The organism is Microvirga sp. M2 (assembly GCF_047497095.1).
GTDB lineage: Bacteria > Pseudomonadota > Alphaproteobacteria > Rhizobiales > Beijerinckiaceae > Microvirga.
This window is the reverse complement of sequence record NZ_CP134064.1, coordinates 264,779-290,927: the sequence shown is the minus strand read 5'-3', so window position 1 is coordinate 290,927 and position 26,149 is coordinate 264,779. Positions and strand designations below refer to the sequence as shown.

The 26,149-nt window shown below is 63.3% G+C and carries 20 protein-coding genes and 6 pseudogenes; 9 read left to right on the top strand and 17 right to left on the bottom strand.

The features are described from left to right. Positions 1–148 precede the first annotated feature (148 nt). The 5 genes from RE429_RS21135 to RE429_RS21115 all read left to right on the top strand — a co-directional run bounded on the left by RE429_RS21135 (position 149) and on the right by RE429_RS21115 (position 5,200). Positions 149–976: a metallophosphoesterase family protein gene (locus RE429_RS21135; RefSeq protein WP_414475870.1), complete on the top strand. Its 828-nt coding sequence runs from the start codon at positions 149–151 to the stop codon at positions 974–976. Continuing rightward, a complete protein-coding gene (locus RE429_RS21130) occupies positions 973–2,127 on the top strand; it encodes an ABC transporter ATP-binding protein (protein WP_414475314.1) in 1,155 nt (384 codons plus the stop codon). The genes RE429_RS21135 and RE429_RS21130 overlap by 4 nt, the downstream gene beginning before the upstream one ends. Then, on the top strand, positions 2,120–3,055 hold the full coding sequence (locus RE429_RS21125) for a carbohydrate ABC transporter permease (protein WP_414475313.1): 936 nt from the start codon (positions 2,120–2,122) through the stop codon (positions 3,053–3,055). The genes RE429_RS21130 and RE429_RS21125 overlap by 8 nt, the downstream gene beginning before the upstream one ends. Beyond that, a complete protein-coding gene (locus RE429_RS21120; protein WP_414475312.1) occupies positions 3,052–3,888 on the top strand; it encodes a carbohydrate ABC transporter permease in 837 nt (278 codons plus the stop codon). The genes RE429_RS21125 and RE429_RS21120 overlap by 4 nt, the downstream gene beginning before the upstream one ends. Positions 3,889–3,952: 64 nt before the next feature. Next, a complete protein-coding gene (locus tag RE429_RS21115) occupies positions 3,953–5,200 on the top strand; it encodes an ABC transporter substrate-binding protein (protein ID WP_414475869.1) in 1,248 nt (415 codons plus the stop codon). Positions 5,201–5,410: 210 nt separating this feature from the next. On the opposite strand, the pseudogene RE429_RS21110 reads toward RE429_RS21115, so the two are convergent. Continuing rightward, positions 5,411–5,800, bottom strand: a pseudogene (locus RE429_RS21110) (integrase core domain-containing protein); the annotation flags it as partial. Between the two features lie 20 nt (positions 5,801–5,820). Between RE429_RS21110 and RE429_RS21105 the strand changes: the two are divergent. Beyond that, a pseudogene (locus tag RE429_RS21105) lies at positions 5,821–6,021 on the top strand (IS481 family transposase); the annotation flags it as partial. Here RE429_RS21105 and RE429_RS21100 read toward each other — a convergent pair. From RE429_RS21100 to RE429_RS21055, 10 genes and pseudogenes are all read right to left on the bottom strand, one after another. After that, positions 6,022–6,117, bottom strand: a pseudogene (locus RE429_RS21100) (IS6 family transposase); the annotation flags it as partial. Between the two features lie 185 nt (positions 6,118–6,302). After that, positions 6,303–7,280, bottom strand: a complete 978-nt coding sequence (locus RE429_RS21095; protein ID WP_414475868.1) for an ABC transporter ATP-binding protein — start codon at positions 7,278–7,280, stop codon at positions 6,303–6,305. Next, positions 7,277–8,284: an ABC transporter ATP-binding protein gene (locus RE429_RS21090; RefSeq protein WP_414475311.1), complete on the bottom strand. Its 1,008-nt coding sequence runs from the start codon at positions 8,282–8,284 to the stop codon at positions 7,277–7,279. Before RE429_RS21090 ends, RE429_RS21095 begins: the two co-directional genes overlap by 4 nt. A gap of 3 nt (positions 8,285–8,287) precedes the next feature. Beyond that, the gene (locus RE429_RS21085) at positions 8,288–9,424 is read right to left on the bottom strand and encodes an amidohydrolase family protein (RefSeq protein ID WP_414475310.1); all 1,137 of its coding nucleotides are present in this window, start codon (positions 9,422–9,424) and stop codon (positions 8,288–8,290) included. A gap of 8 nt (positions 9,425–9,432) precedes the next feature. Beyond that, positions 9,433–10,287: an ABC transporter permease gene (locus tag RE429_RS21080; RefSeq protein WP_414475309.1), complete on the bottom strand. Its 855-nt coding sequence runs from the start codon at positions 10,285–10,287 to the stop codon at positions 9,433–9,435. After that, a complete protein-coding gene (locus RE429_RS21075; RefSeq protein WP_414475308.1) occupies positions 10,280–11,200 on the bottom strand; it encodes an ABC transporter permease in 921 nt (306 codons plus the stop codon). Before RE429_RS21075 ends, RE429_RS21080 begins: the two co-directional genes overlap by 8 nt. Before the next feature lie 44 nt (positions 11,201–11,244). Then, positions 11,245–12,690: an ABC transporter substrate-binding protein gene (locus RE429_RS21070; RefSeq protein ID WP_414475307.1), complete on the bottom strand. Its 1,446-nt coding sequence runs from the start codon at positions 12,688–12,690 to the stop codon at positions 11,245–11,247. A 168-nt stretch (positions 12,691–12,858) separates the two neighbouring features. Then, positions 12,859–13,902 carry a pyridoxal-phosphate dependent enzyme gene (locus tag RE429_RS21065; RefSeq protein ID WP_414475306.1) on the bottom strand — a complete coding sequence of 348 codons (1,044 nt, stop codon included), beginning with the start codon at positions 13,900–13,902 and terminating at the stop codon, positions 12,859–12,861. Then, a complete protein-coding gene (locus RE429_RS21060; RefSeq protein ID WP_414475305.1) occupies positions 13,899–14,765 on the bottom strand; it encodes a MurR/RpiR family transcriptional regulator in 867 nt (288 codons plus the stop codon). Before RE429_RS21060 ends, RE429_RS21065 begins: the two co-directional genes overlap by 4 nt. 323 nt (positions 14,766–15,088) lie before the next feature. Further along, positions 15,089–16,738, bottom strand: a complete 1,650-nt coding sequence (locus RE429_RS21055) for an IS1182 family transposase (RefSeq protein WP_414475304.1) — start codon at positions 16,736–16,738, stop codon at positions 15,089–15,091. Between the two features lie 212 nt (positions 16,739–16,950). On the opposite strand from RE429_RS21055, the gene istA reads away from it, so the two are divergent. From istA to RE429_RS21040, 3 genes and pseudogenes are all read left to right on the top strand, one after another. Continuing rightward, on the top strand, positions 16,951–18,450 hold the full coding sequence (istA, locus tag RE429_RS21050; RefSeq protein ID WP_414475303.1) for an IS21 family transposase: 1,500 nt from the start codon (positions 16,951–16,953) through the stop codon (positions 18,448–18,450). Then, positions 18,450–18,776, top strand: a pseudogene (locus RE429_RS21045) (ATP-binding protein); the annotation flags it as partial. The gene istA and the pseudogene RE429_RS21045, both read left to right, overlap by 1 nt. After that, positions 18,739–19,074: a transposase gene (locus RE429_RS21040; protein WP_414475302.1), complete on the top strand. Its 336-nt coding sequence runs from the start codon at positions 18,739–18,741 to the stop codon at positions 19,072–19,074. The pseudogene RE429_RS21045 and the gene RE429_RS21040, both read left to right, overlap by 38 nt. A gap of 240 nt (positions 19,075–19,314) precedes the next feature. Here RE429_RS21040 and RE429_RS21035 read toward each other — a convergent pair whose 3' ends face one another. From RE429_RS21035 to RE429_RS21010, 6 genes and pseudogenes are all read right to left on the bottom strand, one after another. Beyond that, entirely contained in the window at positions 19,315–19,566 is a 252-nt protein-coding gene (locus RE429_RS21035) for an acyl carrier protein (protein WP_414475301.1), read from the bottom strand. Continuing rightward, on the bottom strand, positions 19,563–20,762 hold the full coding sequence (locus RE429_RS21030) for a dihydrolipoamide acetyltransferase family protein (protein WP_414475300.1): 1,200 nt from the start codon (positions 20,760–20,762) through the stop codon (positions 19,563–19,565). Before RE429_RS21030 ends, RE429_RS21035 begins: the two co-directional genes overlap by 4 nt. 10 nt (positions 20,763–20,772) lie before the next feature. Next, positions 20,773–22,782, bottom strand: coding sequence for a pyruvate dehydrogenase (acetyl-transferring) E1 component subunit alpha (pdhA, locus tag RE429_RS21025; RefSeq protein ID WP_414475299.1), 2,010 nt, complete (start codon positions 22,780–22,782; stop codon positions 20,773–20,775). Beyond that, positions 22,779–24,533 (bottom strand): acetate--CoA ligase, encoded by a 1,755-nt coding sequence (gene acsA / locus RE429_RS21020; RefSeq protein WP_414475298.1) that lies wholly within the window; start codon positions 24,531–24,533, stop codon positions 22,779–22,781. The genes pdhA and acsA overlap by 4 nt, the downstream gene beginning before the upstream one ends. Positions 24,534–24,950: 417 nt before the next feature. Further along, positions 24,951–25,937 (bottom strand): annotated as a pseudogene (locus RE429_RS21015) (IS5 family transposase); the annotation flags it as partial. Further along, positions 25,936–26,079, bottom strand: a pseudogene (locus tag RE429_RS21010) (IS6 family transposase); the annotation flags it as partial. The pseudogenes RE429_RS21015 and RE429_RS21010, both read right to left, overlap by 2 nt. Positions 26,080–26,149 lie beyond the last annotated feature (70 nt).

The window sequence follows — 26,149 nt, the reverse complement described above, 5'->3', positions numbered from 1 at the left end:
ATTGATCTCTCCGTCATTGGTAAGTTCGCACACAATGGATGGCACGGCGCTCGACATGCAATCTTCATAAAACCATGAAGAGCCTGTCACAAACGTCACCTAAGCCACCGCTGACATAGCCATGCATGATGACCGGAGGCAGGCGGACGTGAAGATCATCCAGATCACCGACACACATCTCAGTCCTATGAAGCCCCATTTCCAGGCGAACTGGAAGCCTCTGGTGGACTGGGTCGATGCCATCAAGCCGGATCTCGTCGTCCATACGGGCGACCTCACCGTCGACGGGGCCGACTTTGAGGAGGACCTCATCCATTGCCGCGAGATGTTGCGTGATCTGCGCTATCCGACGCTGTGCGTGCCGGGCAATCACGACATCGGAGACCTGCCAGGCACACGGCAGCCCGTCGACGGGGAGCGGCTGTCTCGTTGGCGTCGCATTATCGGTCCGGATCGTTGGATGCATGATCTCGACGAATGGCGGCTGGTCGGGCTCAACAGTCTGATCATCGGATCGGGATCTTCCGAGGAAAACGAGCAGCTCGCGTGGCTCGAGGAGACGCTTCGCACGCGCGCGGGACGGCGGATCCTCGTGTTCAAGCACAAGCCGCTCTTCGTCGAAGACCCGGAGGAGGGTGAGACCGGATACTGGGGGCTGCGTCCGGAACCGCGGCGTCGTCTCCTCGCGCTGTTTGCGGAGCATGGGGTGGAACTCATCGCCAGTGGCCATCTGCACCGCGCCCGGATCGTCGAAAGCACTCCCTTCCGCTGCGTGTGGGGACCGGCCTCCGGATTCACCGTTGGACCGATGGTCACCATGCCGGTCGGTGAGGTGCTCCTCGGCGCTGCCATCCACACCCTTGGCTCTACGGTCGAGAGCAGAATCGTTCCCTTGGGAACCTTGAAGCCGTTCGTCATCGACGATGTGCTGCATGAGGTTTACCCGCCGGCTCCCACGGAGGCTTCGGCAGCATGAGCGGGCTGGCTCTTCGCGGGATCTCCAAGGCCTATGGCGACAACCATATCCTTCGTCATGTGACCATCGAAGCCGAGCCGGGCGAGTTCGTCGCCCTGGTCGGCCCCTCGGGGTGCGGGAAGACAACGCTCCTGCGCATTGCCGCCGGGCTGGATCACCCCGACCATGGGAGCGTCTGGCTGGGCGAGCGGGACATGACGGCCATGAGGCCGTCCGAACGGGATGTCGCCATGGTGTTCCAGTCCTATGCCCTCTACCCGCACCTGACGGCGGGACAGAACATCGCCGTGCCCCTGGCAATGCGCGACCTCACGATCTGGCAGCGGCTGCCGTGGATTGGAAGCCTCGTGCCGGGCCAGCGGGAAGCCCGCACCGTCATCCAGAGCCGGGTGCGGGAAACGGCCCGCAGCCTCAAGATCGACCACCTGCTGGACCGCAAGCCCGGGCAGATGTCGGGCGGGCAACGACAGCGTGTTGCTCTCGGGCGGGCCCTCGTCCGCAGCCCAGCCGCGTTCCTGATGGACGAGCCGCTCTCGAACCTCGACGCCAACCTGCGGGTCCATACCCGCGCGGAGATCGTCGAGCTGCACCGGAGGGCAGGGGTCACGACGCTCTACGTCACTCACGACCAGGCGGAGGCCCTGAGCATGGCCGACCGCGTTGCGGTCATGATGGGTGGCCGCCTTCTCCAGCTCGACACGCCCGAGGGCGTCTACCGGAACCCGCAGCATATCGAGGTTGCCCGCTTCATCGGCAGCCCGCAGATCAACCTCCTTATGGGCGAGGTGGATGCGGCCCATGGGGTGCGCATTGGCGGCAGGCTTTTCGCCGAAGGCATCACCGCGACCCCGGGGTCCTCGGTGACGGTCGGAATTCGACCCGAGGCCCTGACGCTGGGTGGTCCCGGGCAGGCGGGGCTGGGCGCCACCGTACGGCGCCTCGAATTCCTCGGCTCCGAAACCCTCGTCTTTCTCGAACCTGCGGGGGGCGGCGGGTCATTGGTCGCGAAACTCGCGCCGGCCGAGGCGACGGCCTTCGGCCAGGGGCAGGCCATTACGATCGCGGCCGCCGAAGAGGACGTCCTCGTCTTCGGGGCTGACGGCTCGCGCCTGTCGATCTCTCCTCCGATGAGGATGGCCGCCCATGGATAGCATCGCACTTCCCGCGGGCATCCGGGCAGGGACATCCGATCCGGCAGCCGCCGCCCGCCGCTTGGAAGCCCTCGCCGGATGGCGCCTGGCCGGCCCCGCCGTGGCCCTTCTGGCCCTGCTCATCCTTCTGCCCACCATCGCCGTGGTCGCACTCAGCCTCACCGACTTCGAGCTGGGGTATCACGGCATCCGGTTCGTCGGCCTCGAGAACTATCTCGAGCTGATCGAGGACCGCACGTTCCTGATCTCGCTCGGCAATACGCTGACTTACACCCTGATCGTGACGCCGCTGTCGGTTCTGCTCGGTCTGGGCGCAGCCCTCCTGATCGAGGCGGAGGTGCGTGGGCGGGCGTTGTTCCGCACGATCTACTTCCTGCCCGTTGTGTCGCTGCTCGTCGCCATGGCGACCGTATGGCAATACCTCCTCCACCCCACGATCGGTCCAGTGAACGGCCTCCTGCGCCTCATCGGGATCGCCGGACCCAACTGGCTCGGCGGCAGCGATACCGTCCTCATGAGTCTTGCCCTCATCGGCGTCTGGCAGGCGGTCGGCTTCAACATGGTGTTGTTCCTGGCGGGGCTCACCGCGATCCCACGGGAGTTGTACGCGGCAGCCGAAGTCGATCGCGCCGCTACGGCCTGGGACAGGTTCTGGCTTGTCACCTGGCCGATGCTCGGGCCTACGACCCTCTTCGTCGTGACCATCAGCGTAATCAACGCGGTGAAGGTGTTCGAGACGGTCTCGACCCTGACGCAAGGCGGTCCGAACCGCGCCTCCGAGGTGCTGCTTTGGACGATCTACCAGGAAGGATTCGTGTACCTGCGCGTCGGCTATGCGTCCGCCATGACGGTCGTCTTCCTGGCGATCCTCATGGTCCTGATGATGCTCCAGTACCGTGTCCTCGATCGACGGGTTCACTACACATGACAGCTCGATCCTGGACTTCCGGCCGCGCCCTGCGCTTGGCGATCCTGTCGGCCGGCGCGGTGGCTTTCCTCGCACCCTATGTGTGGATGCTTTCGACTGCCATGAAGCCCCGCGAGGAGATCTTCTCCTCATCGCTGTCTCTGATCCCGGAGCACTGGGCCATTGCCGAGAACTTCTCGAAGGCCTTCACGCGGGTGCCGATGCTGCAGCTTCTGATGAATGGGGTCATCGTCTGTACCATCATTCTCGTCGTGCAGGTCCTGGTCGCGCTGCCATGCGCTTATGCGCTCGCGAAGTTGCGCTTCCCTGGTGCCCGCGCACTGGTCGCCGCGATCATGCTCGGGCTTCTCGTGCCGATCCATGCGACCGCGCTGCCGATTTACGTGGCGCTGAGCGGGGCTGGGGCCCTCAACACCTACTTCTCCCTGGCGGCACCGTTCCTGATCTCCGTCTTCGGGGTCTTCCTGTTCCTGCAATTCTTCCGGGCGATACCGGACGACCTGATCAACGCGGCGCGGCTCGACGGCATGTCGGAGTTCGGCATCGTGCTGCGGGTTATCGTTCCGAACGCCTGGCCTGCGATCACCGCATTCTCGATCTTCTCCGTGGTGGCGCACTGGAACGACCTGTTCTGGCCGCAGATCGTGGTGACCGAGACCGCGATGGCCCCCCCGCCGCTCGGCCTGATCTTCTTCCGCGCCGCCGAGGCCGGGGACGACTACGGAGCGCTGATGGCGGCAACCGTGGTCGTCACGGTGCCGTTGCTGGCCGCGTTCCTGTTCGCCCAACGGCGCTTCATCGAGGGCATCACCCTCACCGGGCTGAAGGGCTGACGCACCAACCACACGAAACCACGATCCACGTACAAGGAGACAAGACGTGATCCGGATCAAGACGATGCTTGCCGGGGTGGCCGTGGCCGCCTCACTCGCCAGCGGTGCGCTGGCCGAGACGACCCTCAACGTCCACTACCCAATGCCGGGTTTCTTCAAGGACGTGATGGACAAGATCTCGAAGAAGTTCATGGAGGAGAACCCCGGGATCAAGATCAACTTCGTCAGTCCGTCGCCCACCTACGAGGAGGGGCTGCAACTGATCCTCCGCCAGGCGGGCACCACCGAGATGCCGGACGTAACCTTCGTCGGCCTCAACCGCCTCAGGGTCGTGGCGGAGCGCGAGATCTCCGTCGACCTGAAGCCGTTCGTCGCAAAGGACGGCAACATGGCCGAGCAGGGCTTCAGCGACAACATCCTGAAGCTCGCGCAGTTCGGCGGTCAGCAGGCGGGGCTCGCCTTCGCGACCTCGAACCCGATCATGTACTACAATGCGGACATTCTCCGCCGTGTCGGCGCCAATCCTGATGTTCCGCCCAAGACCTGGGACGAGGTGATCGCGATCGCGTCCAAGATCAAGGCACTGGGCGACGGCATTCAGAGCATCGACTTCCGCTGGCAAGGCGACGACTGGATGTTCAGCGCGCTTCTCTTCGGCAACGGTGGGACCATGCTGGCGCCGGACGAGAAGAAGGTCGCCTTCGACAGCCCCGAGGGCCTCGCGGCCATCCGGCTCCTCGATCGTATGGTGAAGGAGGGCGGGATGCCGGTCCTCACCAAGAGCAACGGCGAGCAGGCTTTCGTCGCCGGCAAGGTCGGCTTCACCTTCCAGACCACGGGCGCGCTGCGCACCGTGATCAACAATGTCGGCGAGAAGTTCGATCTACGGACTGCTCCGATCCCGCTTCTGTCGCCCGAGAAGGGACGCCTGCCCACGGGCGGCAATGCCGCCGTCATGCTGACCAAAGACCCCGCCAAGCAGGAGGCGGCCTGGACGTTCATCAAGTTCGCGGCTGGCCCTTATGGCGCTTCCGTCGTCGTGCCCGGCACAGGTTATGTTCCCAACAACGAGCTCGCCGCGAAGTCCTCGGAGTACCTGGGCGAGTTCTACCAGAAGAACCCGCTCTTCAAGGCGGGTCTCGAGCAGATGCCGAAGATGATGCCGTGGTATGCCTTCCCGGGATCCAATGGCGTGAAGGTGACCCAGACGATCGTGGATAACCTCTCGCGCGTGGTCGAGCAGAAAGCGGCTCCTGAGGAGGCTCTCGCCGACGCGGCGCGGGAGGTCCAGCGCCTGCTGCCCCGCAAATAAAACGATTGGGATCGACTCGATTGCGCGCCTGATCCTTGCTCGGATCGGGCGCGCGAAGAAACGCATCGCTCGAAGTTCCTGCGCCAGGCTCCCCTGGGCGGCTTCAAGGGAGCTTGTCGGCGGCACGATCCGGATCGCATTGATCGAACATCGCCCAGCAGGCACAAACAGCCATGTGGCCTTCCTCATGCGAGTGATCCGGGTGTGATGTTAATTCAGGGTTGGTCGGGGCGCCAGCTTGGAAGCCGGTAGCAAGACCTCTGGTGCGGGTGGCCTGTAGGCCAAGGATGAGTGCAGGCGCACCGTGCTGTAATGCCGGTGCCAGCTCGCGATGATCACCTTTGCTTCGTCCAAGGTGTAGAAGATCTCTCCTTTCAGCAATTCGTCTCGAATTTTCGCGTTGAGGCTCTCACAGTACCCGTTCTTCCACGGGCTGCCGGGCTCGATGTATAGCGTTTGGGTGCCGAGTTGGGCCAGCCATTCCGGCAGAGCCCGGGCGATCATCTCAGGGCCATTATCGCAACGAACATGCTCAGGGATGCCTTTGGCCAGCCTGGCGTCGGCCAGGGTCTCGATCACGCCGAAGCTGTTGATCCGCCGCGCTGGCCCAGCGCTTCAGCGTGAGCACCGAGACCATCCGCAGGTGGCGCAAACGCGGGGCACAGGACTGCCAGGACCATTCCAGCCGGCCGCACAAGCTGCCCTGGAAGGCCACCGACGAGGAGCGCGCCATCGTCTGCGCCCTGAGGCAGGCCACCGGCTTTCCGCTCGATGATCTCACCTTCATCGCCACGCACTTCCTGCCGCATCTCAACCGCGAGCCGCAGGCTCAGAGGGAACCGGACGTACAGCCAGACCGCATGGGCGATGATCTGGGACGGAAACCGGTGGCGCTTGTAGCTGATGGGATTGGTCATGCCGCGGCTCATAAGCCACAGGCCGCTCACCAAAAGTTACCGTGACATCACCGGAAAAGTAGATCGCCCACTCTCTTGTAGGGAGTATAGTTGGCGACATGTTGCGGCGCAGGCGGAGGGTCTATGCCGAGTGATACGAGGCGTTCTTCGGGCGTCATGACTGAATTATCCAACTCGTTTGATGGTTATGCGATGCCTTCCTCAACACGGTGGCAGGCGGCGGAGCTGCCGCTGTCGTCGGGAAGGAGCAAGGGGATCTCGCGGCGACACCGCTCATTGGCGAGGGGACAGCGTGGATGAAAATGGCACCCGCTCGGTGGCGAAATAGGGCTCGGCACATCTCCTATGACCGGGACGGATGATGAGCCAGCCCGATGGGGGCGGATTTCAGGAACGGCGGCAAGAAGAGCCTGCGTGTAAGGGTGTCTCGGCTCCTCGAATACGGTGTCGGACGGTCCGGTTTCCACCAAGCGACCTAGATACATGACGGCAATGCGGTCACTGACATGCTGCACAATGCCGAGATTATGGGCGATGAACACATAGGCCATTCCCTGTTCGGCCTGCAGGCGGAGCAGAAGGTTGACCACCTGCGCCTGAATGGACACGTCGAGGGCGGAGACAGGCTCATCGGCCACGATCACGGACGGCTCAAGAGCAAGTGCGCGAGCAATCGCCAGCCGCTGGCGCTGACCTCCCGAGAACTGGCTTGGGGTGTTGTCAATCTGGTCGCTCCGGAGACCGACACGTGCGAACAGGTCTTCAACGCGTTCCTTCAATTCTCGGCCTTGAGCGACACCGTGGACGGCCAGCGGTTCTCCCACAATGTCGCCGGCGCGCATTCGGGGATTGAGGGAGCTGTAAGGATCCTGAAAAACCATCTGGATCTTACGCCGTAGAGGGCGGACCCGATGCTCCGGAAGGTGGGCGATATCTGTTCCATCGATGCGGATCGACCCTTCATCGGGTTCGATGAGACGCATCATCAGGCGGCCGACTGTCGACTTCCCGCAGCCGGATTCGCCAACGATGCCAAGAGTTTCGCCGGGCATCACGTGGAGCGATACGCCGTCGACCGCATGCACGAACGCTGTCCCGGCCATGCCGCGGCTGACGGCGAAGCGCTTGCGAAGGTTCTCGACGGAGACGATGGGGCGGGTCAGCGTGTCCATGCCGTTTCCTGCGCATTGGTGTGGAAACAGGCGACACGCCGGCCGGGCGCGACCTGCGTGAGCGTCGGACGCTCAAGCCGACACCTCTCTGTGGCACCCGGGCAGCGCGGAGCGAAGGTGCAGCCGGGGGGAAGCGCCCAGAGGGGTGGGACTGCGCCTTTGATCTCCGGCAGCGGTGCTCGACGGGCTACGCCGTGCCGACGACCCACGCGGGGGATGGAGGCGAGAAGGCCCTGCGTATAGGGATGGAGCGGATCGTTGAACAAGGGCTCCACCGGAGCCTCCTCCACGATCCCGCCAGCATACATCACGGCTACACGCCCTGCGTTCTCGGCCACCACCGCGAGGTCGTGGGTGATGAGGATCACGGCTGCGCCGGTCTCGCGCTGCAGGTCCTTGAACAGCGATAGGATTTGAGCCTGGGTGGTGACGTCGAGCGCCGTGGTTGGCTCATCGGCGATCACTAGGTCTGGATCGCAGGCGAGGGCGAGCGCGATCATCACTCGCTGGCGCATGCCGCCGGACATCCGGTGAGGATACTCAGACAGCCGGCGAGCAGGCTCCGAGATCCGAACCTTGCGGAACAAGTCCTCCACTCGCGCCATTGCGTTCACCCGCGACATGCCCTTGTGCAGCTCGAGCGGTTCCGCGACCTGCTGGCCGACCCTCATGGATGGGTTAAGGGATGTCATCGGCTCCTGGAATACCATGCCAATGCGGTCGCCGCGCAGTCGCTCCAGCTCGGCCTCGGAAAGGTGAGACAGTTCCTTCCCGTCGAAAGCAATGGAACCAGCGACCGGACGGATCGTGTTGCCAGGAAGCAGCCGCGTCATCGAGAGAGCTGTCAGCGATTTTCCCGACCCCGACTCTCCCACAATGGCGAACGTCTCGCCCCTGTCGACGTGAAACGAGACGTTTCGGACCGCATCGAAAGCCCTGGCCGTGGTCTCGATCCGCAGCGTCAGTCCGTCGACGCGAAGAACAGGCTGGCTCATGGCCTAGCCCACCCCGTTTGCGAGAGCTATGACGGCCCGCTGCGGAAACAGCGACAGCGCATTGTCCCTGAAGATCCGTCGCGTGTCCTCCGCCGACAGGAAGTCGGCATGGTCCGCGAGATAGTTCAGCGACTGCGCATAGGTGCAGTAACGCTCCACGTTCGGCATGTCGGAGCCCCACATGAACCGGTTGCTGCCGTAGGTTTCAACGAGCTGCCGGGCGTGGTTCACGGCACGCGGATAGGGATAGGCCATGCGCCCGCCCCAGCCGATCGGGTAAAGGAGCTCGGCGAAGACGGGCGCCTCGCGCAGCAGCCGGTCGAGGAGCGGGGGCAGGGCGATAAGGTCATCCGCGTCCGCGTAGAGGGCCGTTGGAACGCCGTGGACCAGGACGTGGCGCAGTGCGGGATGCCGCTCCACGATACGCGTCAGGTGGCGCATCTCGTCTTCATACGTGCCGATCGGCGAGTTGGCCGAGTGGACCCAGAACACAGGAAGATCTCGCTTGGCCACTTCCTGCCACAGGGGATCGTAGACAGGATCGTCCGGCAGGGTCCGGTACCCGTTCCGAAACAGCCCAGTGGTGGTGAAGTACAGTCCCGCCATGCCGAGTCGGTCGAAGTGATCGACGAGACGCGTGATCTCGCTGTCTTCGAAGGCGAACGCCTCCTCCACTTGAGCCAGGCCCAGGAAGCGTCCCGGATGGGCCTTGCTCGCCGAGGCAAAATCCTCGGCAAGGTTGCCATAGATGTGGTCGTTCTGAAGAACCGCAGTGGCGATGTCTGCATAGTCCATCTGCCGCACGATGGTTTCTGCCGGGGCCGAGAGGTCGTCCATGTAGGGGGGAAGAAACTGTACAAAGTACTCTTCACCGTCTTTGGTCCACTCGAACCGCCCGTGGCGCCCGACGCGGAAGTCGACATCGGTCGCACGCCCGGCTTCGGAGGGATCCTCGGGCGACCAGAGAGGGCGCAGCTGCGTGACCGCGTTGTCGCGCCACCGTCGATAGGGCTGATTGCCATGAACATGCATGGAGCGTTGCTGATGGAGGCGATGCGTCTCAACATCCTTGAATCCGCAGGCGCCAGCGAGGGGCGGAAAGATGTGAGCGTGGATATCGATGACACCGAAGTCGAGCATAGAGGCCTCTAGAGAACGAGATTGGGATCGAAGCGGTCGCGCAGCCCGTCGCCGAGCATGTTGAAACCGAACACTGCGAGGGTGATGGCGAGGCCCGGCGCCATGGCGAGATGCGGCGCGACCTCCAGGAACTCGCGGCTCGATCCGAGCATGGAGCCCCATTCCGGGTCCGGAGGCTGGACGCCGAGCCCCAGGAAGCCGAGCGCCGAGCCCACGAGCACCGCCTGTCCGGCAAGAAGGCTCAGCTCGATGACAATCACGCTCACCGCATTCGGCAGGACGTGGCGCACGAGAAGGCGGCTCGTGCTCATGCCGATGGTGCGCGCGGCGCTGACGTAATCCTCCTCGCGCAGCTCCAGGACGCGGCCGCGCACCAGTCGCGCCAGGGGCGGCACGAAGCTCGCCGTGATCGCCACCGTCAGCCCGGTGGCGCTCGCGCCCACGACGGAGACGACCGCGATCGCCAGCACGATGCTCGGGATCGTGAGGAGGAGGTCGATCAGGGCGGTCGCGACCCGGTCGATCGCGCCGCCGAAATAGCCTGCCACCAGGCCGAGGGCGATGCCGAGTACCCCGGATGCGGCGACGGACGCGAGGGCGATGATCAGCGTCAGGCGCGCGCCGACGATCAGACGCGAGAGGATGTCGCGCCCGACCTGGTCCGTGCCGAGCCAATGGGCAGCGGACGGGCCCTCCAGGAGCGCCAGCAGATCCTGCTCGGTCGGGTCGTAGGGGGCGAGGGCGGGCCCCAGGATGGCCACGCCCACGAGAAGCGCCAGAACGGCGATGCCGAGGATCAGGAACAGGTTGCGCCGGGCGCGGCGGGGCCGGGGCGGGGCGGTGTCGAGGACCAGTTCAGACATAGCGCATCCTCGGATTGATGAACACGTAGAGGATTTCCACGACGAGGTTGATGAGCAGGAACCCTGCGACGAACAGCACCGCGATGCCCTGCACGAGGGTGTAGTCGCGGACGTTGATGCCGGCGAGCAGGAGGTCGCCGATGCCCGGCCAGGCGAACAGCCGCTCCACCACCACGGATCCGCCGAGCAGGTATCCGGCCTGGAGGCCAATCACCGTGACGGTAGGGATCAGGGCGTTGCGCAGCACGTGGCGCGACAGGGTGGCCTTCGCCGAGAGTCCCTTGGCCCGGGCCGTGCGCACGTAGTCCTTGCGCATCTCCTCGATGACCACGCCGCGCGTCATGCGCGCCACGAGGGCGATCAGGCGCGCCGAGAGCGCAATGGTGGGCATGATGAGCGAGAGCGGCCCGGCCGCTCCGAAGCTCGGAAGCCAGTTCAGCTCCACGGACAGAACGGTGATCAGCACCATTCCGAGCCAGAAGTTCGGAATGGCCAGCAGCCCGATCACGACCGACGAGATCACGAGATCGGGCCAGCGGCCCTGGCTCGCCGCAGCGGCGACGCCGGCCGGTATGCCGATCAGCACGGTCAGCAGGATCGAGGCCGCCATGAGGGCGAGGGTGGCGGGCACCCGGTCGAGAATGTGCGGCAGCGGGTTGCCGCGGAAGGTCGAGGAGTAGCCGAGATCGCCGGTCGCGAGCCGTCCCATGTGGGCGGCGTATTGGGTGAACAGCGGCCGGTCGAGGCCGAGTTGAATGCGGATCTGGTCGATCTCGGCCTGGGTTGCCGTCGCACCGGCAACCATCGTTGCCTCGTCTCCCGGAACGGACTTGAAGATCACGAACAGAATGGTGATTACACCGAACGCGACAACGGGAATGAGGGCAAGGCGAAAGGCAATGAAACGCAGCATCGTATATGATTGGCCGCGGGCTGGATAACCCGCGGCCCCCTGTGTCAAACGGTGGAACGACGGACGTTTGTAAACACGATCGGCCAAACTTCGAGACCGGCGACGGATATGCGGGCTGCCGAGACGTTCTCGTTGATCTGAAGCCAGATGTAGGGTGTGTCGGCCCAGATGAGCTCCTGTGCTTTGCCAAGCGCGTCGGCCTGCCCCTTTGCGTCGGGCGTCTTGTCGGCCACCTCGAGAAGCCGGTCGACCTCCGGATTGCGGTAGCGGCCGATGTTCCACACGTCGGGTCGGCCGGCGTCGTCCGCATTCGACTTGAACAGCGAGGCGAGATGATACAGGCCTGACGCATTGGACGGGTTGAACCCGAACATCGCAATGTCCCATTTCGCGTTCGCCCGGTCTTGCCGGAGGGCGTCCCAGTAGGCGCCGCGCTCGACCTTGGTGATGGTCGCGTCAACGCCAACTTGCTTGAGTGCGCTCGCCACGATCTCGGCGACAGACACATCGCCCGGGAAGAGGCCGTCCGAGACGAACAGGTTCAGCTTGAGCGGATTGGCTGTTGTAAACCCGGCTTCGCCGAGGAGAGCCTTCGCCTTGGCTTGGTCGTAGACGAGCTTCGAGATCGACCGGTAGCCGGTCGTGTTGAATGCGAGAGGGGAGTCGGGCGCCTTGGCGAGCCCGAAGAACACCTTCTGAGCGATCGTCTCCACCGGTACCGCGAGGTTGAGTGCTTGGCGGACCTTGAGGTTCTTCAGCGGCTCCCGGTCAAGATTGATCGCGAAACCGATCGGCCTCAAGCCGGGGCTTGTGACGACCTGGAGGTTCGCATCCCGTCGGAGCTGGTCGACAAGGGCGACCGGCACCGCGTCGATCACGTCGACGGAGCCGGTTCGCAGCGCGCTGATCCGGGTCGCAGGCTCCGCGATGAACTTGAAGGCGAGTGTCTTCGTCTTGGGAACCCCGCCCCAATAGCCGTCGAAGGCCTCGAGAGTGAGCTCCTGTCCGGGAGAGAATGCTTTCAGCTTGAACGGCCCGGCACCGACGGGGTTCTGTGCAATGCCTTTATCCCCGTGCTTCCCGATGGCAGCCGGCGAGACGATGGCGCCTGAGCCGTGCGCCAAGGTGTTGGGCAGCTGCGAGAAGGGCGTCTTCAGACGGACGATCACCGTGGCGGCGTCGGGAGCATCCACCCCGTCGATCGGGTCCCAAAGCGGCCGGTTCGTCGGGTTGCGGGTTTTGTCCATCATCCGCTCGATGTTCGCCTTCACGGCGGAAGCATCGCAGGCGGAGCCGTCGTGGAACGTCACGTTCTTCCGGAGCGTGAGCTTGCAGGACATCAGGTCGCCTGCCATCTCATAGCTCTCGGCCAGCTGCGGCACGATATTCATCTGAGCGTCGAAGTCGAGCAGGCGGTCGTAGAGACAGAGCGCCGCCTCATAACCGGACGGGTAGCCCGTGAACGCACCATAGGCTGGGTCAAGGGTCACGATGCTCGTGCTCTGCCCGAACGTCAGTGTCCCCGCTCCCGCACCGGACTGGGCAAGGGCTCGGATGCTTGTGCCGAGGACGGCCGGCGCAGCACACCCGGCTCCTATCAAAGTCAGAAAGTCGCGACGTTTCATTGGATTTCCCTCTGGTTTTGGTGCCTTGTCGGCTTATGCGCCCTGATTTGCCTCCGGCAGCCAGAGCTGGTTCCACGAGAACACGGCCGGGTTCCCTCCGGTGTGGACGAAGACCAGGACATCGTCCTTCGTATAGCGGCCTTCACGGATGTGGCGGATCATTCCGGCGGCGGCCTTTCCCGTGTAGATCGGGTCGAGAATGACGCCCTCCGTTCTCGCGAAGAGACGGGTCGCCTCAATGGCCTCGTCGCTCGGAATGCCGTAGCCGGCGCCGACGAAGCGGTCGTCGTTGTGAATTTCCTCCTCAGCGATGACGATATCGAGTCCGAGGGTCGCTGCGGTCTCGTTTGCGATCGCCGCCGTTCTGGACGGAACATGAAATTCATCCGTCGCGGTGATCCCTTGCATTTGAAAGCCAGCGTTCGTCAGTCGCCGCGCCAGTACAATGCCGGCCTGCCCCTTGCCACTGGATGACATGTAAAGGGCTGTGGGACGCGTCTCTGCTGCATCCAAGCCATCGAGGATCTCGAGCGTCGTCTCAATGTAGGCGAGGGCTGAGGCGACATCGAACATCGGGTTGTCGTTGAGGATATGGGGCCGGCCGCCGGCGCTGCGGCACTGCTCCGCGAGAGTATCGAGCAGACGGCGCTGCTCGTCCCGTGTCTCGGCGAAGTGAACCTCCGCGCCGAGGAGGTAGTCCATGAGCAGATTGCCTTGCACAACGTCCGGGCGGCGGCCCTCGAGGACCAGAATTGTCCTCAGTCCGAGCTTGTTGCATGCACCGACCGTCTGGCGGGCGGAGTTGGATTGCAGGTCAAGGCCAACAATGACGGTGTCTGGGCTCTCGGCCATCGTCCGCGCCAGCCGGAACTCAAGGTTGCGGAGTTTATTGCCCCCGAGCGCGACACCAGTGAGATCGTCCCGCTTGATGAAGATCCGCGGGCCCCCGAGCGCCTTCGAAAGGTTTGGGGCCTCTTCCAGGGGCGTGGGGGTGATGGCGATCTTGACGCGAGGGACCTGCGCAATGCGGTCTCGGATCCACTGGAAGTTGGACGGGGTGGGATGATGAAGCATCATTTGTCTCGTGGCGAGGAGGCGTTGGTCGGAATGCGGCGCCGCCGGATTGCGGCATCCATCCGGGAGAAGCGCTCTTGGATGACAGTGGGCGGAGACAACAGGCTGACTCCGACGACGAGCGCGTCGATTACCGTGAGCTGTGCGATGCGCACTGTCATTGGGGTGAAGATCTCTCGGGACTCGGAAATCTCGATCGGCAGCACGATCGAGGCGATATCAGCGAGGGGGGAATGCTGCCGAGTGATAGCGATAATAGTGGCATTGTTCTCCTGCGCGAGGCGAACCGTCTCTATAAGCTCAGCGGCGGCGCCGCTGTTCGAGATCGCGATCAGCACGTCCTCAGGACTGAGAGTAGACGCAGCCATGGCCTGCATGTGCGGGTCGGCGTGAGCCACCACCATAGCTGCAAGGCGGTAAAGCTTGTGCTGGGCGTCCGCGGCTACGGTAGCCGACGCGCCGAACCCGAAGACGTGAACCCAGCGTGCTTTAAGAATGGCAACTGCCGCGTGTCGGATCGCTTCCAGGGGAAGCGACTTGCGAACCTGTTCCAACGCTCGAATGGTGAGCGCGAACGCCTTATCGGCAGCCTGCTCGATCGTGTCGTAACTGGTTATCGCGGGGACCTCGGGCGGTGAGCCCTGTTGACTGATGTTCTGGACAAGATCTTGGCGGAACTCTCGAAAACCGGCGTATCCCATCTTGCGGCAGAACCTGATCACAGTCGGCTCGCTGACGCCAACACGCTGGGCGAGCTCGGCTATCGACAACTGTGACGTTGCTTCCGGATGAGACACAACAAAGGTTGCAATCCGGGCGTTGGCAGCGGTTAAGGAGCCTGTGAATGATCGATTATTGATCAGCATGATATAAATGTTTTGTATTGTGAATAGTTGTCAATTGGCTTTGGCAATGCATCGGGAAAATGATATTAAAATTTACTATAAATAGGCTTTTGTCCGCCTACATAAGCCAGAAATGTAGCCCGGTGATAACTAAGTCGTCGACTCATAAGCTCGAAGCCACAGCCGCATCGAGGCGATTTGGATCATAGCGATGAAGCCGGCGGCAGGCTTGTGCCGGTCACTCATCGCCATCCAACCACCCGCCGCGCGAAGAGATCAAGAACCACGGCTAGGTACAGCCAGCCCTCGCTCGTCCACACGTACGAGAGATACTGTCGGCGAATTCAGAGAGCTGGCGCCAACGCAGCAAAGCGGGTCACGCGCGTCTTGGTGCGCGGTCGTCCGTCCAACCAGTGTACAATCCGCGAGACGTTCATCGCAGTCGCCGAACACACCTCCTGGAGACCGGTCTTCAGGAGGCCGATATACCGGCTCCGACGCATTCCGAATGCCCGCACACCCTGTGAGAGAGTACCCTCGACGCCGGCCCGGACATGATACCGCTCCGTCCATGTCGGATCGTGCATCCTGGATCGGGCTGCATTCAATGCCTCGTACTCGTGGCGCGTGTGGAAGTAGACGGCGCGGCGGCCTTCCTTCGCGGGCGTGCACAGCGCTCTGACGGCGCAGGCACCACAATCAGAGCGGCTGAACACAGCATTGATGCGCGGGCTCCCATCCTCTCTGCGCGCGACGCGCCAAGTCACGGAGACCTTCCCCTGTGGGCAGGTCACTTGTTCGCGCTCCCAGTCGATCACGAAGTTGGGCAGATCATATCCCTGTCCCGTCCGGGCCTGCCAGGACGATACGCCCCGCACCGGGCCTTCGAGCGAGATCCCGTGGTTCCGCTGGCTACTGACCAACAAGCCTGCATCGACGTAAGCCGAGTCCACGTAATGCTCAGAAGGCAGGAGGCCCTTGGCGGCCAGGCACGCATGGATCTCGGCCGTGCTCGTCATGTCCTGCTCCATCGCAAGGCAGGTCTTGACGTGCGTGATCAGGTGGGCGGCATCATCATCGCAGGTCTCGGTGATGTGGACCTTGTAGCCCGACCACTCGATCTGACGCTTGGTGCTGTAGTGCATCTCCGGGTCATAGGGTGACTGCAGCCGTTCGCCGACCGGCGGCAGTTCCGCTCCAGCGCGCCAGCGCGGCCGCCCGTCATCTCGTGCGTAATGCACCCGCCATACGTCACGCAGCGTCTGCACCATCGGCACCGCACGAGCCGCAGCCGGTGCGCTCGCATCGTCCAAGGCATCAAGCAGGAAGAACCCGTCCGCGCCGATCTCCAGCGAGAGGGCTTCGCGCTTCTCCCGGCTTCTGGGCAGGCGGTAGTCCTCAATGCGATGCGCATAGCGCTCGAACCAGGCCGGCTGCGCAATCGCGCGAACCCAGTCCGGCACAACGGCGGCCAGATCATCCAGGGTGGCGCGGAGCGTCTCGCCGACCAGTTCCAGAAGATGCAGGTCATGCACGGCCCCCAAGACATGCGTGCTGTCGGTGCGTTGCTTGCCGCGCGGCTTGATCAGACCGCGGGCCTTGAAGCGCTCGAGCATGGCGTCCAACAGCAGATGCTCCGCTTGGCCTGCGACAAGGCGGGCGCGGAACTCGGTGAGCACGCTGAAGTGGAACCCGGGATCGGCCAGTTCGAGCCCCAGAGCGTACTTCCAGTCGATCCGCGCGCGGACTGCGTCGGCGGCCTGCCGGTCGCTGAGATGTTCGAGAAACTGGAAGACCGTGATCAGAGCCAACCGCCACGGCGCAAGGGCGGGTTGCCCCCGGCTCGGGTAGAACCGTCGGAAGTCCTCATCCTGGTAGAGGATGCTAAATTCATCCCGGAGCCGGGTCACAATGTTGCCCTTAGGGAACGCTGCCCGGGCGACCCGCACGGTCTCGGCCGGGATCTCACCAATCGGCTCTGGATGAAGGCTCATGAATCCCTCCTCTTACTGAACAGCTAACAGGGAATTCGCCGACAGTATCTACGAGATATCGGCGTTCCATTTCTGGTTCGGGCGTGTGGCCGAGAAGTGTGCTTCGGCGTGGAATGTTGACCCTCTGAGGCAGGGGATCGGCGTCCAAATTTGACCCCTGCGGCTGTCACGCAAGCAAACTGCCTATCCTGGATCAGGATAGGTGGCAGGGGATGAAGGGCGTGGACACGATTGCGCGGATCCGGCGCGAGTTCTTCGTGCGCGGCAAAACAATCAAGCAGATCGCCCGCGAGCTCCACATCGCGCGCAACACCGTCCGCAAGGTGCTGCGCTCGGGAGCCACCGAGTTCCGCTATGAGCGCGAACACCAGCCTCTGCCACGCATCGGTCCCTGGAGGGAGGACTTGGATCGGCTACTGGCGCTCAACGGCGCAAAGCCCGCTCGGGAACGCCTGACCCTGATCCGTCTCTTCGAGGAGCTGCGGGGTCTTGGCTATGAGGGCGGCTATGACGCCGTACGCCGCGATGCCAGGAGTTGGCGCCGGGAGCAGTCCACCTCTGCAACTGCCGTCTTCGTGCCGCTCAGCTTTGCGCCAGGCGAGGCCTACCAGTTCGACTGGAGTCACGAAGTCATCCTGCTCAACGGCATACCGGTGACCGTCAAAGTCGCCCATGTCCGGCTCTGCCACTCGCGCATGATGTTCGTACGAGCTTATCCGCGCGAGAGCCAGGAGATGGTCTTTGATGCCCATGACCGCGCCTTCGCGTTCTTCAAGGGTGCCTGCCGGCGCGGCATCTACGACAACATGAAGACGGCGGTGGACACCATCTTCATCGGCAAGGAGCGCGCCTACAACCGCCGCTTTCTCCAGATGTGCGGGCATTATCTGGTCGAGCCGGTCGCCTGCACGCCAGCCTCCGGCTGGGAGAAGGGCCAGGTGGAGAACCAGGTCGGGCTCGTGCGTGAGCGCTTCCTCACGCCACGGCTGCGGGTGAAGAGCTATGACGAGCTGAATGCCTGGTTGCTTGATCAGTGCATCGCCTATGCCAAGGCGCATGCTCACCCGGAGCACCGTGATCGGACGATCTGGCAAGCCTTCGAGGCGGAACGGGCCAGTTTGGTGCCCTATCCCGGCTCCTTCGACGGCTTCCATGCCGTTCCAGCCTCCGTCTCCCGCACCTGTTTGGTTCGCTTCGATACCAACAGGTACTCGGTGGCCGCCAGTGCGGTCGGGCGCCCGGTGGAGATCCGGGCCTATGCCGACCGGATCGAATGCCGCCAGGATGGCCGGATCGTCGCTGAGCATGTCCGCTGCTTCGGGCGCGATCAGACGATCTTCGATCCCTGGCATTACGTGCCAGTGCTGGCCCGCAAGCCCGGAGCTCTTCGCAACGGCGCTCCCTTCAAGGACTGGGTGCTGCCGGCCGCCCTTGAGCGCGTCCGGCGCAAGCTCACCGGCCAGCATGATGGCGACCGCCAGATGGTCACTATCCTGACGGCGGTGCTGAGCGACGGACTGCCGGCTGTCGAGGCTGCCTGTGCCGAGGCCCTACGTGAAGGCGTCTGGTCCGCCGATGTGATCCTCAACATTCTCGCCCGGCGGCGCGAGCCGGACCCGCCGCTGACGATCACAACCCCACAGGCCTTGCGGCTCCGGCATGAGCCGCAGGCCGATTGTGCCCGCTACGACAGCATCAGGAGGGCTGTGTGATGGAACGCACTGAGATCCTTACGGCCATGGGCAGCCTCAAGCTCTATGGCATGAAGGCGGCCTATGACGAGATCATCACGACCGCCGTCAAGCGCAGTCACGAGCCCCAGCGCATTGTGGGCGACCTTCTGTCCGCCGAAATTGCCGAGAAACAGGCACGCTCGATCAAGTACCAGATGACGATCGCCAAACTGCCCCTGGCCAAGGACCTTGAGGACTTCGTCTTCGCCGGCACGCCGATCAACGAAGGCCTTGTGCGCGATCTGGCCGGGGGAGAGTTCCTGGCCCATGAGCGCAACGTCGTCCTGGTCGGCGGCACCGGCACGCCCACGCGAGGAACACGAGACGCTGGACGCAGCTCGCCAGCGCGAGGACCAGCTTGCCTTCTCGAAAGATTATCGCCAGTGCGCCGGCATCGAGGGAACGATCTCGGCGGGCGTCAGGGTCCTGCATCTGCGGCGCTCGCGCTATATCGGTCTCGCCGAAACGCATCTGCAACACGTGCTGACGGCAGCTGCCATGAACCTCATCCGACAAGGGGATTGGTTCGCTGGCACGCCACTTGCACGAACCCGGCAATCCGCATTCGCCAAGCTCATGATGGTTCCCATCCCAGTGAGATGAATTCGCCGGCATTATCTTTTTCGAAGCAAGTCCAATGTGACTTTTTGCTATATGAGCGGCCCAACACACTCCAAAGTCTCGGATCAGTAAAGGCGCAGGGAGGCGGTCGTGAGACGAGGCGCCGTTGTCCCGAGATAGCGGTCGCGATGACTGAAGTTGACGTGACATCACTGCTCTCGGAGCATCATCGGCAGCCGGCGCGCGTTCAGTCGCACGTGGGAGTCACGAGCATCCATTTAATCATGCTTCGGCAAGCTTCTGCTGCAGATAGTCAACCGCGCCATTCAAGGTGATGAGCTTGCGGTAATCACGCTCAGGGACATCGACCCCTAGGCGCTGGTGCAGGGCCGCGATCAGGTTCAGGAAATCCATCGAGTCGATATCACACTCCTCCCGCAGGTCACCGTCCAGGTGGATCGCTGCCACGTCGATGTCTGGAGCGATGCGCCTCAGCTCATGGTGAATGATGGTGCGGATGTCGAGGTCTGTCATAGGCTCTCCGGCTGCTGGAGAAGGCGGTCGATCTCAGCGAGAAACAGGGCGCCGCGATGGCCGTCGCTCACCCGGTGATCCGCGGCAAGCGTCATCGTCACGACCGGCCGAGGCACGACGTTACCGTCGCGGATCCAGGGCCGCTCAACGACCTTGCCGAACCCAACAATAGCAACCTGAGGCGGGTAGATGACGCCAAACACGGTCTCGACCCCCCGTTCCCCAAGGCTAGACATCGTGATGGTCGGATCAGCGATCTCGGAACTGCGGAACCGTCCGGCCCGCACTCGGCCGACGAGATCGCGCATCCCGGCCATGAGAGAATCCAGCGAGAGGGTATTGGCATCGTGGATTGCCGGGGCGACGAGCCCGCCGCCGCGGATCGCGATGGCGACCCCGACGTGGACGTGATCGCTGCGGATGAACGCCTGGTCTGTGAAGAACCCGTTGAACTCAGGAAAGCGGTCGACCGCAAGAGCCGTTGCCTTGACGAACAGCGCTCCCACAAGAAGGCGCTGTTCGGGCGCTCGGCTTGTATTGAGCAGGCTCACCCAATCGTGCACCGCGCCGGCATCGGTTGTATGCGAAAGGTAGTAATGTGGAATCTCACGCTTCGAACGCGCCATCGCCGCCGCGATGGCGTTTCGCATCTGGACAAGGCTGGATAGCCCTGGTGGTTGAGCTGGCGCTCCCGCAACTGATTTTTGCGCCAACTCGACATCGGCCAGGAGAATCGCCCCAGCGGGCCCGCTCCCTGTGATGCCGGAGAGATCAATCCCGTATACGCTCGCAAACCGCCGGGCCACAGGAGAGGCAATGACGCGTCCCGGAGCCTGACGAACGGGAGCTACTGCGGCAATAGGCCTGACAGCGGGGAGTTTTTCCATTTGTCGCGTAGGCTCGATGGGAGGTCGTTCGCGCCGTGGAGCCTCGGTGGGCATGGGAATGGCACCAATTCCTCCAACTGCACGGATGAGGGCGAGAGGCGTGCCCACGGGAACGGTTGCGCCCGTGTCAACCAGGAGCCTGTCGAGGATACCCTCCTGGAACACCTCGATTTCGATGGCGCCTTTCTGCGTTTCGACGACCGCGATGATGTCGCCCCGCTTCACGGGCGTGCCTGGCTTGACCAGCCACTCGACGAGCGTTCCCGCCTCCATGTCGGCGCCAAGCGACGGCATCAGGAACTCGCTCATGGCGCCCTCATCAGGTCTTGCCACAGACCGCCCGTGCGGCGGCGGCGATTTTCGAGGCTTGCGGGATGGCTGCCTCCTCGAGATGGCGGGGGTAGGGGATCGGTACCTCCTCGCTGCACACCCTGGCGACGGGTGCATCAAGCTCCCAGAAGCCCTGCTCGACAATGCGCATTCCAATCTCCCCGGCCAGGCTCCCGCTGCGCCAGCCTTCATCGACGATGACGGCGCGGCGTGTCTTTGACACTGATCCGATGATAGTGCGGTCATCGAGAGGGCGAAGGGAGCGAAGATCGATGACCTCCGCCTCAATACCGTCCCTGGCCAGCGTCTCGGCGGCGTCTAAGGTTTTCCAGAGCGACCCGCCATAGGTGATCAGGGAAATGTCACGCCCAGCCCGGCGAATGACCGCCTTGTCGATATCGACCGGTCCTGCGTCGGCCATTATCAGCCCTTTTTGATTATAGAGCATGATGTTCTCGAAAATGAGGACCGGGTCGGGTTCTTGGAGAGCGGTCCAGAGCATGCCGCGAGCGTCTTCGAGAGTCGCAGGTGCGAGCACCCGGATTCCCGGGATGTGAGCGTACCAGCCTTCAAGGCTGTGCGAATGCTGGGCCGCAAGCTGGCGACCGGCGCCGGTTGCCATGCGAATGACCAAAGGCACGCCGAACTGGTTGCCGGACATGTGCCGGATCGTGGCCGCGGTGTTGAGAATCTGGTCGAGCGCCAGCATGCTGAAGTTGCAGGTCATCAGTTCGACCACCGGGCGCAGGCCGGCCATGGCGGCGCCGATGCCGATGCCCGTGAAGCCGGATTCCGACAAGGGCGTGTCGCGGATGCGCTCAGGACCGAACTCGGCGAGGAGCCCCTTGCTGACGGCATAGCAGCCGCCATAATGGCCGACATCCTCTCCCATCAGAAAGACACACTCATCGCGCTGTAGGGCATCGCGGATCGCCTCGCGGACAGCCTCGCGATAGGTCGTCTCGACAGCAGGTTTGGCTGTGGCCGCAGGCCCGCGCTCAGGAGGGGAGGGGCGCTCCAAAGCATAGACATAACGGGTGAGGTCTTCGACGGGCTCCCAGGTGCCTGCTTCGGCGGCAGCGACCGCGGCGTCGATCTCAGCCGCGACCTCCTTCTCAATCCGGTTCAAGTCTTCGGGGTGGATCAGGCCGTTCTGCTCGAGCCAGCCCTGGAAGCGAACGATCGGGCCCTTTTTGCGCCAGTCCTCAATCTCCTCCTTGCTACGGTAGAGCTGGGCGTCGAACATGGAGTGCGCGCGGAAGCGATAGGTGTGGCATTCGAGGAAGTAGGGCTTTCCCGTCGCACGGATCGTCTCGATGGCGCGCCGAGCGGCCGCTTCGACAGCAACCACGTCCATACCGTCAACGGCTTCAGAGGCGATCCTGTAACTCTGCGCCTTGCGATGGATGTCGGTCTCAGCCTCTGAGATCTCCAGGGCGGTTCCCATGGCGTAGAGATTGTTCTCGCACACGAACAGCACAGGTACGTTCCAGAGTGCCGCCAGGTTGAGACTCTCATGGAACTCACCTTCGGCGACGGCACCCTCCCCGAAGAAGCAGGTAGTGACGTGATCCAGGTGACGTATCTTGTCTGCCAGAGCGAGGCCCACGGCGAGGGGTAGCCCGCCGCCCACGATGGCATTGCCTCCATAGAAGTTGGTGTCCCGGTGGAACAGATGCATGGAGCCTCCGCGGCCGCCGCTGCATCCTTCCCGCTTGCCGTACATCTCGGCCAAAGCTGCCGCCATCTGAACGCCGCGCACCAAGGCATGGCCATGCTCACGGTAGGTGGCGACGACCCGATCGCTCTTTTCGAGGACAGGAATGACGCCGACCGCAATGGCCTCCTCGCCATCATAAAGATGCAGAAAGCCCCTGATCTTTTCCTGTGTGTAGAGTTCTGCGCACTTGTCCTCGAACCGGCGGATCCGGATCATATGCTTGAGCAGATCGAGTTCATGGGCCCGGGAGAGCCGCGGCTTCGAGATCACGTCCGTCATCGCTCCTCGCTCTCAAGGGTGGAGGTGTCGCCTTCCGGCAGGCCGAGCTCGCGCGCCTTCAGGAGGCGGCGCATGATCTTGCCGCTGCGGGTCTTCGGGAGGTTCTGCCGAAAGGCAATCTCCTTGGGGGCAACAGCCGGGCCAAGCCTTTTGCGGGCGTGACCCAGGAGGTCCATGCTAAGATCCTCGCTTGGCTCAAACCCTGCCCTGAGCGCCACGAAGGCTTTCACGATTTCTCCGGCGACGGGATCCGGAGTGCCGATGACGCCGACCTCGGCTACGGCAGGATGCTCCATCAAGGCGCTTTCGACCTCGAACGGGCCGATCAGATGGCCGGCACTCTTGATCATGTCGTCGGCCCGTCCGACGAACCAGTAATAACCGTCGGCGTCCCGCATTGCGAGATCGCCGGAGAGATACCAGCCGTCCGCGAAGCATTTGCGGTAGCGCTCCTCCTCATGGAGATAGGCCCGCATCATCGAGGGCCAACCGGGTCGCAATGCCAGTTCGCCGACCGTTGACGGAATGGCTATTTCGCGGATGTGCCCATCCTGCTTTTCGACAATTCCCGCCACCACTCCGGGCAGGGGTTTGCCCATAGAGCCCGGACGGACATCCATCGACAGGTAGTTGGCGAGCATTATGCCGCCGGTCTCCGTCTGCCACCAGTTGTCATGGAACGGCTTTCCGAATGTTTGCGCCGACCAGACGACGGCCTCCGGATTGAGCGGCTCGCCGACGCTGGCCATGTACCGGAGGTGCGGGAGATCGAACTGCCGCACGATATCGCTTCCGACCTTCATGAGCATGCGGATCGCTGTCGGCGCGGTATACCAGACGCTGACTTTCTGATCCTGCAGGATACGATACCAACGCTCGGCGTCGAACTCGGCCTGATCCACGATCGTCGTCGTGCCGTTCGTCAGCGGCGAGATGATGCCGTAGGACGTGCCAGTGATCCAGCCCGGGTCGGCTGTGCACCAGAAGATGTCGTCGGGATGGAGATCGAGCGCCAGTTGCCCGGTAATGTGATGGGCGACCACCGCCGCGTGCACGTGCACAGCCCCTTTCGGCCGACCCGTGGTGCCGCTGGTGAAGTGGAGGAGGGCCATATCCTCCGGAGCTGTGCGCTCGATGCCGAAGGTATCGGGGACCCCGTTCATCAGCCTCGCGAGGCCATGGATGCCGTCGGACCCCGTCGCGTCACCGTCAATCAGGATGACATGATGGAGGCTGTCGAGGTCGCTGCGCCAGGACGCAATTTTGCGGCGGTAGAAATGGTCAGTTGTGACGAGAAGCTTCGCCTCACCGATGCTCATGCGGGCTTTGATGGGCTCGGGTCCGAACGCGGAAAAAAGAGGGCAGAAGACGGCCCCAGCCTTCAGGGATCCCAGTGCCGCGACATAGAGTTCGGGAACACGGCCTAAGAGGCAGTACACGCGGTCGCCCTTGCCGATCTCTAGGGACCGGATGACGTTGGCGAACCTATTGGTCTGCCTCTGCAGGTCGCTGTAGGTGAAGACGCGGATAGTGTCATCCTGGCCGATCCAGCGAAGGGCGATTTTGTCGCCAAGGCCATGTGCGACGTGCCGGTCAACCGCTTCGTAGGCGATGTTCAATCCGCCACCGGGCAAGCCGTCAAGTAGGACGCGCGCCCGGTCCCACGAGAAGTCTGCGACCGCGCGATCATAGTTACGCAGGTTTGCGCGGGCGATTTCTTCGGGATGCTTTCGAATAAAATCCCAGGGCATTCCGCCTCCACAGGTAGGCATTTTTGTAAAATTCTATCAAAAGCAGCGGCAGATCATTGAGAATGGTCAATAATGTGATGCCTGCGGGGCTTCAACATGCGCCCGTCACCAACCAAGACTTCGATACCGCACCTTGGCTGCCCTAGGAAAGGCATGCCCAGTAGGTCGAGAAGGCGCTATGTTGCTAAATTGGTAGTCAGTGCCAAGCATGAGTGAACTGCCAAGACACGCTCGCGCAAGGTCGTTCTATCATCTCGCAGATGTCTCTCTCTCGGGACGGTCCTGTCGCGGGCTCGCGCGTTACGCGGACCGCGCCGATGATCCGATTCGGTGGATTGCCGCTGCTGTGGCATCCCCGTCGGTTTACTGCCTGGGGAAATGCTACGCTGGGCCAAGCGATGCTGGAGCATCGGAAATTTAATCGGACGCGTATCCTGCGGCCTTGAGATAGTTCCAGCATTCCTGGGGCTCGAAGAGGTTGCAGATGTCGCCGAGCGCTCGCCAGAGCGCCTCGGAGGTTCGGGCTTCGGCCTTGCGCAGGTGCGCTTTGAGCTTTGAGAAGGCCTGTTCGATCCGCTTGCGACAGCGCTGGCTGATCGCATAGCCGGGATGGCGTTGGGTGCGCCCGTCCACGGCCGTGATGCGCGGCCGCCCGCGCGGGCCGAGATGGCCGTCGACGGCGATATGCGGGGTGACACGGCGGACGCGCAGGTCCTTGACGAACTGGCGCACATCATAGGCCTTGTCGGCCCCCAGCGTGATCCGCCGCCGGCCAGGCCTGCGGTCCAGCATCTCAAGCACGGCCTCGCGCTCGGCAGTGCCCGTGGCCGGGGTGAGGTGGCCATCCACCGCCAGGCCGTGGCGATTCTCCATCAGCGCATGGCCCAAATAGCAGAGCCGGGCCGGCTGACCATCGGCCTTCTTGTAGAGCCGCGCCTCCGGGTCGGTCGTGCTCTGGTGCGTCTCGTTCGAGCGCTTCTCCTGGTGAAAGCGGCGCTCGGCATTGCGCCCGGGCCCGTCTGGATCATGGTCGCAGCCGTCCTTGCGGCGGAAGCTCTTCAGCGAGGCCCAGGCCTCGATCAGCGTGCCATCCACCGAGAAATGATCCGAGGAGAGCAGTCTCTCGACCCGCGGCTGAGCCAAGACCGCGCGCAGGAACTTGGCCGCGATCTGCCCCTGAAGCAGCCGGTCACGGTTCTTCGTGAAGGTCGAATGGTCCCAGGCCGGATCGTCCACGCCGAGCCCGACAAACCAGCGGAACAGGAGATCGAACTCCATTCGCTCCATCAGCCGCCACTCCGAGCGGAGGCCGTAGAACGCCTGCAGGAGCATCGCCCGCAACAGCCGCTCCGGTGGGATCGATGGCCGGCCCCGTCCTGGCGGGTAAAGCGCCGCGAAGTCCCCAGCAAACGATCGTGGACGGGTCGACTCCACGCTCCTGCATCATCTCGGCTAGGTCACGGGAGCTGATCCCGTATTTGCAGTACCAGCGCACGCACAGAAGGATGACCTCGACTGGAAAGCGGCGGCGCTTGAACTGAGACAACAGGACGGCTGCTCAAATGGCCGCCATCCCATAAACTGCCAAGGTCAATGCAACGGAGCCTTCCATTGGC